Genomic DNA, 13,024 nt, shown 5'->3' with positions numbered 1-13,024 from the left:
ACGGGGACGGGGACGGTGCGCGAGTCGCGGTCAGCGCTCGGGGCCGACCTCGACCCGGGTGCTGTACGAGCGGGCCAGGCGCGCGGCGAGGTCCCGCACGTCGGCGACGTCGACCTCCCCGATGCGGGCGAGGGTCTCGTCGACGCTGGTGTAGCGGCCGTGGACCAGCTCGATGGTGCCGAGGCGCCCCATCCGGGAGCTGGTGTCCTCGAGGCCGAGCGCGAAGGAGCCGGTGATCTGGCCCTTCGCCCGGGTCAACTCGAGCTCCTCGATGCCCGCCTCGCCCATGCGGCCCAGCTCCTCGGCCAGCAGCTCGACGACCTGGCCCGTGCGGCCGGGACGGCAGGCGGCGTACATGCCGAACAGTCCCGCATCGCGGTAGCCGGCGCTGAAGGAGTAGACGGTGTAGGCCAGCCCCCGCTCCTCGCGGACGGACTGGAACAGGCGGGAGGACATGCCGCCGCCGAGCACGGACATGAGCACCGAGAGGGTGTGGCGGTCCTCGCTGAGCGCGGTGAGGCCCTGCCCGCCGAGGTAGATGTGGTTCTGCTCGGTGGGGCGGGCGAGACGGTGCGGGACGAGCGCGCCGACGTCGGCGGCGATCCCCTCGCTCGGCACGGCGGTCGCGGCGCGCCGCGCGCGGGAGGGCAGCGCCCCCTCCTCCAGGCTCCAGCCGCCGCGGCGCAGGCCCGCGGCCAGGAGGCCGGCCAGCTCGTCGTGGTCGATGTCGCCGACGGCGGTGACCACGAGGTTGTCCGGCCGGTAGTGCTCGCGGTAGTGGGCGCGGACGTCGTCGATGGTGAGCGCCTCGACGCTCGCGGCGGTGCCGCCGACGGGACGGCCGAGCGCCGTGTCCGGGCCGAGCACCTGGGCGAGGAAGGTCTCGTAGCCGACGTCGTTCGGGTCGTCCTCCGCCATCGCAAGCTCCTCGAGGATGACCTCGCGCTCGGTGGCGAGCGCATCCTGCTCGAGGACGGAGGCGGTGATCATGTCGGTGAGGACGTCCACGGCCATCGGCACGTCGGCCGAGCGCACCCGTCCGTAGTAGAGGGTGTGCTCCTTGGCGGTGACGGCGTTGGAGTCGCCGCCCACCTCGTCGAAGGCGGTGGCGATGTCCATCGCGCTGCGGCGCCGGGTGCCCTTGAACAGCAGGTGCTCGAGCACATGGGTCGATCCCGCATGGGCGGGGGCCTCGTCGCGGGAGCCGACGGGCAGCCACAGCCCGATGCTCGCGCTGCGCACGCTGCGGTCGGTCTGGGTGAGCAGCCGCACCCCGCCGGGCAGGATGCTGCGCCGCACGCCGGTCGCGGCGTCGAGGATGACGTCGGAGGCAGGATCGTCGTACAGGAGGTCGTAAGGCATCGCTCGATTGTTCCACGGGGCGGGTGGGAGGTCGCCGAGCCGTTCGTCACGGCGACCGGGATGCACTGAGGGGAGGCGCCCGGGCTCGGGCGCCTCCCCTCCTGCTGTCGCCGGCTCCTGCGGGCGGGCGGACGGATCACGGCACGAGGATCACTCGGCGGTGGTCTCCTCGGCGGCGACGGACGCCTGCGACTCGACGGCCTCGGCGGACTCGGCCTCGTCCTCGATCACGGCGAGGGAGATCTTGCCGCGGGCGTCGATCTCGCGGATCTCCACCTCGATCTTCTGGCCGACCTTGGCGACGTCCTCGACGTTCTCGACCCGCTTGCCGCCGTTGAGCTTGCGCAGCTGGGTGACGTGGAGCAGGCCGTCCTTGCCCGGGGTGAGCGAGACGAAGGCGCCGAAGTCGACCACGCGCACGACGGTGCCGAGATAGCGCTCGCCGACCTCGGGGACCATCGGGTTGGCGATGGCGTTGACCGCGGAGCGGGCCGCCTCGGCCGAGGGGCCGTCGGTCGCGCCGATGTAGACGGTGCCGTCGTCCTCGATGGTGATGTCGGCGCCGGTGTCGTCCTGGATCTGGTTGATCATCTGGCCCTTCGGGCCGATGACCGCGCCGATCTTGTCGACGGGGATGGTCACCGCGAGCACGCGCGGGGCGTGCGGGCTCATCTCGTCGGGCGCGTCGATCGCCTCGCCCAGCACCGAGAGGATCGCCAGACGCGCCTCGTGGGCCTGCGACAGGGCGCCGGTGAGCACCGAGGCGGGCAGGCCGTCGAGCTTGGTGTCCAGCTGGATGGCGGTGACGAACTCGGAGGTGCCGGCGACCTTGAAGTCCATGTCACCGAAGGCGTCCTCGGCCCCGAGGATGTCGGTGAGGGCCGCGTAGCGGGTCTCTCCGTCCACCGTGTCCGAGATCAGGCCCATCGCGATGCCGGCGACCGGGGCGCGCAGCGGCACGCCGGCGTTCAGAAGCGAGAGGGTCGAGGCGCAGACGGAGCCCATCGAGGTCGAGCCGTTGGAGCCGAGGGCCTCGGACACCTGACGGATCGCGTAGGGGAACTCCTCGCGGCTGGGCAGCACCGGCACGATGGCACGCTCGGCGAGCATGCCGTGGCCCACCTCGCGGCGCTTCGGGGAGCCGACGCGGCCGGTCTCGCCGGTGGAGTACGGCGGGAAGTTGTAGTGGTGGATGTAGCGCTTGCGGTCGACCGGCCCGAGGGAGTCGATCTGCTGCTCCATCTTGAGCATGTTCAGCGTGGAGACGCCCAGGATCTGGGTCTCGCCGCGCTGGAACAGGGCCGAGCCGTGCACACGCGGGAGCACCTCCACCTCGGCGGAGAGCGCGCGGATGTCGCGCAGGCCGCGGCCGTCGATGCGGACGCCCTCGGTGAGGACCTTCTTGCGCACAACCTGCTTGGTCAGCGCGCGGAAGGCGCCGGAGACCTCGGACTCGCGACCCTCGAGCTGCGCGCCCTCGGCGGTCAGCTCGGCGGTGACCTCGCCGAGCAGCTGCTCGGTGCGCTCCTCGCGCTCGGTCTTCGCGGCGATGGACATGACCTCGGCCAGGCGCTCGGTCGCGGCAGCCTCGACGATGCCGTAGGCGTCCTCCTGGTAGTCCAGGAAGAGCGGGAACTCGCGCACGGGCTTCGCGGCCTTCGCGGCGAGCTCCTGCTGCGCCACGCACAGGCTGCGGATGAAGACCTTGGCGGCCTCGAGGCCCTCGGCGACGACGGCCTCCGTCGGGGCGATCGCGCCCTGCTCCTTGATGAGGGTCCAGGAGTTGTCGGTGGCCTCGGCCTCGACCATCATGATCGCGACGTCGTCCTCGACGATGCGACCGGCGACGACCATCGAGAAGACGGCCTCGTCCAGCTGCGCGAAGGTCGGGAAGGCGACCCACTGGCCGCCGCCCTGCGCGTCGGGCATGAGCGCGATGCGCACGCCGCCGATCGGGCCCGAGAAGGGCAGACCGGAGATCTGGGTGGAGGCGGAGGCGCCGTTGATGCCGACGACGTCGTAGGCGTCCTCGGGGTTGCAGGCCATGACGGTGAGCACGACCTGGACCTCGTTGCGCAGGCCCTTGACGAAGGCGGGGCGCAGCGGGCGGTCGGTGAGGCGGGCGGCGAGGATCGCGTCGGTGCCGGGGCGGCCCTCGCGACGGAAGAACGAGCCGGGGATGCGGCCCGCGGCGTACATGCGCTCCTCGACGTCGATGGTGAGGGGGAAGAAGTCGAAGTGCTCCTTCGGCTTGTTCGACACGGCGGTCGCCGAGAACACCATGGTGTCGTCGTCGAGGTAGACGGACACGGCGCCGGCGGCCTGCTGGGCGAGGCGGCCGGTCTCGAAGCGGACCTCGCGACGACCGTAGGCGCCGTTGTCGATGACGGCGGTGGTGGCGGTGATTTCAGGGCCTTCCATGGCCATGGGGGATCTCCTTGGTTGAGGGGTGCCCCTGCCGGTGCGGCCTTCGTCAGTCACCCGCGGCTCCCGGGCGGGACCGGGGTCTCCGGTCGCCCGATCCGCAGGCCACTGCCGAGGACCGAACCTGGTCGGGGGCGGACATACGACACCGCCGCCCGCCCTGTGGGCGAGCGGCGGAGGGGATCAACGGCGGATGCCGAGGCGCTTGATCAGCGCACGGTATCGCTCGATGTCGTTCTCCTGGAGGTACTTCAGGAGGCGCTTGCGCTGACCGACCAGCAGCATCAGACCACGGCGCGTGTGGTGATCGTGCTTGTGGGTCTTGAGGTGCTCGGTCAGGTAGGTGATGCGGTGGGTGAGCAGCGCGGTCTGGACCTCGGGCGAACCGGTGTCGCCCTCGCCGGTCGCGTACTCCGAGATGATCGCCTGCTTGGTGGCGGAATCGAAGGCCATACTGGTTCTCCTCAGGTCGTTGCGCGGCGCGCCGGGGCCTTCTGCCCCGGGCTCTTCCGACGAGCGGCCCCCGAGCGCACCTCGCCCTTGCGGGTGGGCAGTTGCTGGGGGCGGGATCGCTCTCCGCGGCCGATATGACGGCTCGAGAAGGATATCAGGAGCCCAGGTCGCTCCGGGAGCGCTCCGCCTCGAGAGTGCGGCGGGTCACCTCGACGTCCTCGGCCATCTGCTCCACGAGTGCGTCGATCGAGTCGAACTTCAGCGTGGGCCGCTGGAACTCGACGAACTCCAGGCGCACGGTGTCGCCGTAGAGGTGGAGGTCGTGGTCGCCGAGCACGTACGCCTCGACGGTGCGGCGGGGCGCGCCGTCGGCCTCGAAGGTGGGATTGGTGCCGATGGAGATCGTCGCCGGGGCGCCGGCCAGCGGCTCGTCCCCCGCGTGCGAGGGTTCCTGGGCGGTGACCGTCGCATAGCCGGCGTAGACGCCGTCGGCGGGGATCAGGCCCTGCGGCTGCGGGCCCAGGTTCGCGGTGGGGAAGCCGAGCTCGCGGCCGCGGCGGAAGCCGTGGTGGATCACGTCGGTGACGGTGTGCAGCCTGCCCAGCGCCTCGTTCGCGGCGCGCACGTCGCCGGCGAGGAGGTCGCGACGGATCCCCGAGGAGGAGATCCGGCCGGTGCCCGCGCCCTCGGGGCCGAGGTCCGGGGCGGTGACGACCTCGAAGCCGTACTTCTCCCCCAGCTCGCGCATGGTGTCGATGTTCCCCGCGTTCGCGCGGCCGAACAGGGCGTCCTCCCCCAGCACCACGCACTTCGCACGCAGCCCCTCGACCAGGAAGATCCGCACGAACTCCTCCGGGGAGTGCTGGGCGAAGTCGAGCGTGAACTCGAGGTCGAGCACGCCGTGCAGGCCGGCGAGCAGGAGCAGGCGGTCGCGGTCCTCGTGCCCGGTCAGCAGCGGCGTCGCCTCGGGCGAGCCCATGACATGGCGCGGATGCGGCCAGAAGGTGAGGGCGACGGGGCTCAGGGAGCGTGCCTCGGCGTGGCGGCGCAGCTGGTCCAGCACGAAGCGGTGCCCCCGGTGGACGCCGTCGTAGTTCCCGATCGAGACCGCGGTCTCGCCGAGCTCGGCGGGCACCTCCAGGGCGGAGTGCCAGATGGGGAGGCGGGTCACGACGCGCTCAGGTCCTTCCGATGCCGGGTGCGGTCCGCGCACCCGTGCTCCGCCGCCCCGGCGGGCGGGCTGCGACGGCGGGTTCGCCGGAGGACACTGTAGCGCTCGCAGGCCGGGGCCATCCGACGTCGCCACGGCCCCGACTCCCCGGGGCGTGCTCCGGGCCACCTGCCCGAGTGCGACCTGGACCGCGGCTGTTGCCGAGCTGTGACGAACCTCGGGCCGGACATCGTGGTAGTGCGCGGGACGCTCCGTTACTCTCGGACGGAAGGCGGCGCCGGGGAGGGACCCCTGTGCCCTGCGGCGCGAGCCGAGGGCGGGCACGACGGCCGCCGAGAACGGATCTGGATCCATGACGAACGTGACCGATACGGCCCCGGGTGGCCGCAGCCGTCGCCGGGTCGCGCTGATCCTCGTGGCGATCGTCGCCGTCCTCGCCGTGATCCTCACCGGCGGGGCGCTGGCCTACGCCAAGCAGTTCGAGGGCCGCGCGCTGCCGGGCACCATGGTGCTCGGCCAGGACGTCTCCGGGAAGAGCCCCGAGGAGATCGCCGCCCTGGTGACCGAGCACGGCGAGTCCGTGAAGGTCTCGGTGACCGCCGGCGACCAGCAGCTCGAGGTGCCGCTGTCGGACCTCGGCGTGAGCGTCGACTCCGCCGCGACGGCCGCCGCGGCGCTCGAGCGCGACGACTCCCTGCCCGCGGTCATCTCCTCGACCTGGTCCGGCGAGCACAGCGTCGAGCCGGTCGTCGAGGTCGACGAGGCCGCCGTGGCCGAGTTCGCGAAGGGCCTGGTCCCCGAGGACATGACCACCCCGGTCGATGCGCAGGTCGTCTTCGACGAGGAGGCGCAGGCCTGGAACGTCGAGCCCGGTCGCAACGGCCAGGGCGTGGACCCGCAGACCCTCGTCGAGGCCGTGAAGTCCAAGGCCCCCGCCCTCGAGAGCTTCTCCGTGGAGCAGCCGATCGAGGAGATCGCCCCCGCGATCACCACCGAGGAGGCCGAGGAGGTCGTCGGCACGATCTCCTCGCTGCTCGAGCAGCCCATGTCGATCTCCGGCGCCGACGGCGAGACCCACGAGGTCTCCGCCGAGCGCCGCAGCGACTGGATCTCCGTGGCCCCGGACGAGTCCGGCGAGAACCTCACCATCGCGGTGGACGAGGACGCGGTGCGCGAGTGGGTCGCCACCCGCGCCGACAAGGACGCCGTCGAGCCGGAGAACGGCATCGAGCAGGTCGACGAGGCCGGCGAGGTCGTCAAGGTCGTCTCCGAGAAGAAGGACGGCCTGGAGATCACCAACACCGACGCCGTCGCCGATGAGCTGATCACCGCGCTGAAGGGCACCACTCCCCTGGAGGCCGCCTTCGAGACCAAGAAGCTCGAGGCCGAGGTCGACAAGGTCGACGCGCCGAAGGACGAGGAGGAGAAGGACGAGGAGAAGTCCTCGGACGACGAGAAGAAGGACGAGGAGTCGAAGGACGAGGAGCCCGCCGCCGAGCCGACCGGCGAGAAGTGGATCGACGTCGACCTCACCAACAAGACGGTCACCGCCTACGTGGGCGACACCCCCGTCTGGGGCCCGCGCTCGATGGTCGACGGCAAGGAGGGCAACGAGACCCCCACCGGCACCTACGAGATCTACCTGCGCTACGACCGTCAGGACATGACCAACGCGGCGTACTACCCCGAGGGCCATCCGAAGTACTACTACACCCCTGACGTCCCCTGGGTGCAGTACTTCCACCACGGGTACGGGTTCCACGGCGCGCCGTGGCGCTCCTCCTTCGGGTACTCCGGCTCGCACGGCTGCATCAACCTGCCGGTCTCCGATGCGAAGTGGCTGTACGACTGGGCCAGCATGGGCACCAAGACGGTGGTGCACCGCTGAGCGGTCCCCGCTCCCCCGCACGGCAGTGAGAGAGGGCCCCTCCCGGGAACGGGAGGGGCCCTCTCTCCGTGCGAGCCCTGGTGCGGCGATCCCCGCCCACGGGGGGCGCGGCGGCTCAGCGGCGGGTGTCCTCGGGCACGACGAGCCGGGGGTGCCAGTCCCGTCCCTCGCGCTGCAGGACGGCCACCAGGCGGCCGGCCGTATCGAGGGCCGCGACTGAGGCGTCCTCCGGTCCGGCGTGCGCGGGATGGGGCCGGGAGGGCGCTCGCAGCTCCTGCGCGGAACGGATCCGCTTGCCCGTCCCGAGCGCCGCGGCCTCGTCCTCCGAGACCTCCAGCACCGGCAGCACGCGCGCGGCGATCTCGCCGAGCCCGTGCAGGGGCAGGTCCACGTCGTCGCCCTCCCCGCGGGCGGGGACGTGCACGCCGTCCTCGACCACGAAGGGGCCGACGGCGGTGCGGCGCAGCGCGGTGAGGTGCCCGCCGACGCCGAGGGCGGCGCCGAGGTCGCGGGCGAGGGCACGGACGTAGGTGCCCGAGGAGCAGTCGACCACGGCCTCGAGGTCGAGGTGCCCGTCCCGCTCGGTGCGGGAGAGGATCTCGAAGCGCGGCACGCGCACGGGCCGGGCGGCGAGCTGCACGTCCTCCCCCGCGCGGGCGCGGGCGTAGGCGCGCTTCCCGTCGATCTTGATCGCGCTGACCGTCGAGGGGACCTGCTGGATGTCGCCGCGGAGCCCGTCGAGGGCCTCCTCGAGGCGGGCGGCCTCGATCCCGGTGGCATCGACCCGCTCGCCCAGCGGCTCGCCCTCGCGGTCGTCGGTCGTGGTGGCGCTGCCCAGCCGGATCGTGGCGAGGTAGGTCTTGTCCAGGCCGACGAGATGAGTGAGCAGCCGGGTGCCCTGCCCGACGCCGAGCACGAGCAGGCCGGTGGCCATCGGATCGAGGGTGCCGGCGTGGCCGACCTTCTTGGTCCCCAGCAGCCAGCGCACGCGGGCGACCACGTCGTGGCTGGTGCGGTCCTCGGCCTTGTCGACGAGAAGGATGCCGTGGGGTGCGGAGGTCACGCCCGCTCGTGCCCCGGGGCGGCGCCCTCGTCGTCGTCGAGGTCCTCGACGTCCAGGTCCTCGTCCTCCAGGTCCGCGTCGTCGAGGTCCTCGTCCTCCTCGTCGCGGGGCTTGCGGTAGGGGTCGGCCTCGCCGGCGTAGGCGGCGCCCTCCTTGGAGCGGGCGAGCTCCGCGTCGCGGCCGCGGGCCTCGCTGAGGAGGTCCTCGATGACCCGCGCGTTCTCGGGCACCGCATCGGCGATGAACTCGAGGGTGGGGGTCAGGCGCACGCCGGTCTGTCGGCCGACCTCGCGGCGGAGCATGCCGGTGGCGCTGTGCAGCGCGGCGGCGGTGCCCTCGCGCTCCTCGTCGGTGCCGAAGACGGTGTAGAAGACGGTGGCGTGCTGGAGGTCGCCGCTGACGCGTACGTCGGTGATGGTCACGAAGCCGAGCCGCGGGTCCTTGACCCGGGTGTCGAGCATGGTGGCGACGATGACCTTGATGCGGTCGGCGAGCTTGAGAGCGCGGGGGTTGTCGTTCATGGGATGGGATCCTCCTGGTCGGCGCCGAGAGCGGCGAGCTCCTCGGCGCGGGGATGGTCGAAGGGGACCGCGAGCAGGATGTCACGGTCGATGGACTGGTCGACGCGGTGGCGGAAGGCGCCGTCGGCGCTGAGCACGCGCAGCCCGGCGTCCGCGAGCACCGCGCTCGCCTCGGCATGGTCGAGGGTGCGACGGTTCACCGCGAGCGCGACCCCGGCGCCGTCGCGCAGCAGCGAGCGCCACCCGGGCGCCGCCTCGCGCAGCACCTCGAGCGGGGAGCGCTGCCAGGCGCCGCCCGCGCGGGAGCCGTGCTGGACGCCGTAGGGCAGGTCCCCGACGAGCGCGTCGACGGAGCCGCCGGGCAGCACCTCGCCCAGTCGGGTGGTGTCGCAGCCGAGCAGGGTCAGGCGCTGCCCTCCGCCGGCGCGCAGGGTCTGCTTGTCGGGGGCGAGCTCCGCCTCGGTCCGGCTGCCCAGCTGCTCGCCGTGCACGGTGAGCCGCGTGGTCTCCAGGGTGTGCTTGAAGCGGTGGGTGCGCAGCCAGGTGCCGAGGAACGCCCGGTAGGCCTCCACGTCCTTGCGGTCGATCTCCGCGCCGACGGGGCTGAGCCCGAGGCGCAGCGCCCGGTTCAGCGTGGTGCCGCGTCCGCACAGCGGATCGAGCAGGTCGAGGGTCCCGTCGAGGATCCCTGCGCGGCGGGTGGACAGGGCCGCGGCGAGGTTCACCAGCAGGGCGGTGAACTGCTCGTTGGTCTTGCCGGTGTAGCGCAGGGTGGTCTCGAGGTCGGAGGGGTGGCGCAGCACGGCGGGCAGGGTCCGGGGGCGCAGCAGCGGCCGGTCCTGGTCCTCGGGGTCCTCCTGCTGCACGTCGAGCACGCCGAGGGTGCCCGAGAGCATCGCCAGCAGCGCCTCGGAGCGCTCCCCGCTCGCGGCGCCGCGCACCTCGAGCCCCGCCATCCCGCCGACCTCCCGGTCCCGCAGGGCGGGCACCGCACCGAGATGGGCGCCGAGCACCCAGTGCGCCTCGGCGCGCGAGAGCGCCCCCGCGGCCTGCGCGTAGACGCGATTGGCCGAGGGGGCGCGGAGCAGGAGGGACACCTCGCTCATCGTGGTCTCCTCCCCCGCCGGCGCGGCCGGGCGCCCCGGCGAAGGGGTGCCCGGCCGTCGCAGGATCAGCTGCGGGGCTTCTCCTGCATCTCGTAGGTGGTGATGAGGTCCTCGAGCTGGAGGTCGTTGAAGGACCCCAGGTTGATGCCGCACTCGTAGCCCTCGCGGACCTCGGTGACATCGTCCTTGAAGCGTCGCAGACCGGCGATCTCGATGTTCTCCGCGATGACCTTGCCGCCACGGGTGATGCGCGCCTTGGCGCCGCGCTTGATGAGGCCGCCGCGCACGATCGAGCCGGCGATGTTGCCGAACTTGGAGGAGCGGAAGATCTCGCGGATCTCCGCCGAGCCGAGCTCGACCTCCTCGTACTCCGGCTTGAGCATGCCCTTGAGGGCCTGCTCGACCTCGTCGATGGCGTTGTAGATGACCGAGTAGTACTTGATCTCCACGCCCTCGCGGTCGGCGTACTCCGCGTTCAGGCCCTCGGCCCGGACGTTGTAGCCGATGATGACCGCGTCCGAGGCGACGGCGAGGTTGATGTTGTTCATCGTGATCGCGCCGACGCCGCGGTCGATGATCCGCAGGTCCACGCCCTCGCCGACATCGATGCCCAGCAGCGACTCCTCCAGGGCCTCGACGGCACCGGCCGCGTCGCCCTTGAGGATGAGGTTGAGGGTCTCGATCTTGCCGTCGGCGACGTGCTTGTTGAGGTCCTCGAGCGAGATGCGCTTGCGGGCCTTGGACAGCGAGGCGGCGCGCTTGGCGGCCTCCCGCTTCTCGGCGATCTGACGGGCGGTGCGCTCGTCCTGGGCGACCAGGAAGGAGTCACCGGCGCCGGGCACCGAGGTGAGGCCGAGGACCTGCACCGGGCGGGACGGACCCGCCTCGGTGACGTTCTCGCCGTTCTCGTCGAGCATGGCGCGCACTCGGCCGTGGCCGATCCCGCACACGATCGCGTCGCCGACCCGCAGGGTGCCCTGCTGGACCAGCACGGTGGCGACCGGGCCGCGTCCCTTGTCCAGGTTCGCCTCGATGGCCACGCCGCGCGCGTCCTTGTCGGGGTTCGCCGAGAGCTCGAGGGCGGCGTCCGCGGTGAGCAGCACCGCCTCGAGGAGGTCGTCGATGTGCAGGTTCTCGCGAGCGGAGACGTCGACGAACATCGTCTCGCCGCCGTACTCCTCGGCGATCAGGTTGTACTCGGTCAGCTGCTGCCGGATCTTCTCCGGATTCGCCTCGGGCTTGTCGATCTTGTTGACCGCGACCACGATCGGCACGTTCGCCGCCTGGGCGTGGTTCAGCGCCTCGATCGTCTGGGGCATCACGCCGTCGTCCGCCGCGACCACGAGGATCGCGATGTCGGTGACGTCCGCACCACGGGCACGCATGGCGGTGAACGCCTCGTGGCCCGGGGTGTCGATGAAGGTGAGCTGACGCTCGGCGCCCTCGTGCTCGACGTCGACCTGGTACGCACCGATGTGCTGGGTGATGCCGCCGGCCTCACCCGCACCGACCTTCGCCTTGCGGATGGTGTCCAGCAGGCGGGTCTTGCCGTGGTCGACGTGACCCATGACGGTGACGACCGGGGGCCGCGGCATGCGGTCCTCCTCGTCCTCCTCGGCGAGCTCCGCGTCGAGATCGATGTCGAACTGCTCGAGCAGCTCGCGCTCCTCGTCCTCCGGGGAGACGATCTCGATCTTGTAGCCGAGCTCATTGCCGAGCAGCTCGAAGGTGTCCTCGTCCAGCGACTGGGTGGCCGTGGCCATCTCGCCCATCGCGAAGAGCACCGTGATCAGCGACGCGGGGTTGACGTCGATGCGATCGGCGAAATCGGACAGCGAGGCGCCGCGGCGCATGCGGATGGTCGCGCCGTTGCCGCGGGGCAACGAGACGCCGCCCGGGGCGGGAGCCTGCTGCTGCTCCCATTCCTGGCGCTTCGCGCGCTTCGACTTGCGGGAGCGGGCCGGCTTGCCGCCGCGCCCGAAGGCGCCCTGCGTCGCGCCGCGACCGCCGCGACCGCGGGGGCCGGGACCGCCGCCACCGCCCGGACGACCGCCCGGACCGCCGCCACCGCCGGGACGTCCGCCCGGGCCGCCGCCGCGACCGCGGCCGCCGCCCTGGTTGGCGTCGGCGAGGCCGCCGTGGGAGTGCTGGCGCATGATGCCCGGGGTGGGCATGCCGGGACGGGGACCGCCCGAACGCGGCGCGCCGCCGGGACGGGGAGCGCCCTCGCGGGGAGTGCGACCGCCCTGCTCGGCGCCGGCGCCGCCGCCCTGGCCGGGACGCGGCGGACGCTGGCCCGGACGGGGCATGCCCTGCGAGGTGGCGAAGGGGTTGTTGCCGGGACGGGGACCGCCCGGGCGCGGGCCGCCCTGGCCGCCGCCCTGACCGGGCTTGCGGCCGGGACGGGGCATGCCCTGCGAGCTGGCGAAGGGGTTGTTGCCGGGGCGCGCGGCGCCGGGGCGCGGCGCGGGGCGCTCGTTCCCGGGCTTGGGCGCGGACGACTTCTCGCCGCCGGGCTTCGGCGCCGGGGCACCGGGCTTGGGGGCCGGGGCGCCGGGCTTGGCCGAGGGAAGGGGTGCCTCCGCCGCGGGCTTCTCCGCGGCGGGCTTCTCCGCCGCGGGCTCGGCAGGGGCCGCGGCCTTCGGGGTCGGCGCGGCGGGGCCGGGCTTCTGCGGCGCGTTCTGGGGGCCGGGCTTCTGCGCGGCGGGGGCCTCGGCGGCGGGCTTCTTCGCGGCGGGCTTCGCACCGGGCTTCGGCGCGGAGCCCGGCGTGGGGGCGCCGGAGGTCTTCTTGGGGGCGCTGTCGGCCGCCGGGAACTCCTGGCGCAGACGACGGGCGACGGGTGCCTCGATGGTCGAGGAGGCGGAACGGACGAACTCGCCCATGTCCTGCAGCTTCTGCAGGACGACCTTGCTGGGCTGTCCGAGCTCCTTGGCGAGCTCGTGGACGCGGACCTTAGCCACTTTTCTCCTGTCTCGGTCCGGCCGACAAGAGGGCTCGGACCATTAGTTCCTGAGGGTGCTCATGAGTGAGTAC

Annotated in this window: 9 protein-coding genes; 1 reads left to right on the top strand and 8 read right to left on the bottom strand. The window is 72.6% G+C overall.

Annotated features, from left to right (window positions below; translation table 11 throughout):
• Window positions 1-30 precede the first annotated feature (30 nt).
• The 4 genes from A4A78_RS11120 to A4A78_RS11105 form a co-directional block, all read right to left on the bottom strand.
• Window positions 31-1,362, bottom strand: a complete 1,332-nt coding sequence (locus A4A78_RS11120; protein WP_062949197.1) for a pitrilysin family protein — start codon at window positions 1,360-1,362, stop codon at window positions 31-33.
• Between the two features lie 150 nt (window positions 1,363-1,512).
• Window positions 1,513-3,783: a polyribonucleotide nucleotidyltransferase gene (locus A4A78_RS11115; RefSeq protein WP_062949860.1), complete on the bottom strand. Its 2,271-nt coding sequence runs from the start codon at window positions 3,781-3,783 to the stop codon at window positions 1,513-1,515.
• A 186-nt stretch (window positions 3,784-3,969) separates the two neighbouring features.
• Window positions 3,970-4,239, bottom strand: coding sequence for a 30S ribosomal protein S15 (gene rpsO / locus A4A78_RS11110; RefSeq protein WP_010551380.1), 270 nt, complete (start codon window positions 4,237-4,239; stop codon window positions 3,970-3,972).
• A 154-nt stretch (window positions 4,240-4,393) separates the two neighbouring features.
• A complete protein-coding gene (locus A4A78_RS11105) occupies window positions 4,394-5,410 on the bottom strand; it encodes a bifunctional riboflavin kinase/FAD synthetase (protein WP_062949194.1) in 1,017 nt (338 codons plus the stop codon).
• A 352-nt stretch (window positions 5,411-5,762) separates the two neighbouring features.
• Here A4A78_RS11105 and A4A78_RS11100 point away from each other — a divergent pair, with 352 nt between their 5' ends.
• On the top strand, window positions 5,763-7,298 hold the full coding sequence (locus tag A4A78_RS11100; protein ID WP_062949192.1) for a L,D-transpeptidase family protein: 1,536 nt from the start codon (window positions 5,763-5,765) through the stop codon (window positions 7,296-7,298).
• A gap of 115 nt (window positions 7,299-7,413) precedes the next feature.
• On the opposite strand, the gene truB is transcribed toward A4A78_RS11100, so the two are convergent.
• From truB to infB, 4 genes are all read right to left on the bottom strand, one after another.
• Window positions 7,414-8,361, bottom strand: a complete 948-nt coding sequence (truB, locus tag A4A78_RS11095; protein WP_062949190.1) for a tRNA pseudouridine(55) synthase TruB — start codon at window positions 8,359-8,361, stop codon at window positions 7,414-7,416.
• Complete coding sequence (gene rbfA, locus A4A78_RS11090) at window positions 8,358-8,882, bottom strand: 30S ribosome-binding factor RbfA (RefSeq protein WP_062949188.1); 525 nt, start codon at window positions 8,880-8,882, stop codon at window positions 8,358-8,360. The genes truB and rbfA overlap by 4 nt, the downstream gene beginning before the upstream one ends.
• A complete protein-coding gene (locus A4A78_RS11085) occupies window positions 8,879-9,988 on the bottom strand; it encodes a TRM11 family methyltransferase (protein WP_062949186.1) in 1,110 nt (369 codons plus the stop codon). The genes rbfA and A4A78_RS11085 overlap by 4 nt, the downstream gene beginning before the upstream one ends.
• Window positions 9,989-10,053: 65 nt before the next feature.
• Entirely contained in the window at window positions 10,054-12,951 is a 2,898-nt protein-coding gene (gene infB / locus A4A78_RS11080) for a translation initiation factor IF-2 (RefSeq protein ID WP_062949184.1), read from the bottom strand.
• Between the last annotated feature and the right edge of the window lie 73 nt (window positions 12,952-13,024).

The sequence above is a fragment of the Brachybacterium sp. sponge genome, from assembly GCF_001613775.1.
Taxonomy (GTDB): domain Bacteria; phylum Actinomycetota; class Actinomycetes; order Actinomycetales; family Dermabacteraceae; genus Brachybacterium; species Brachybacterium conglomeratum.
The sequence above is the reverse complement of the archived record's forward strand: the minus strand, read 5'-3'. Positions and strand labels throughout refer to the sequence as shown.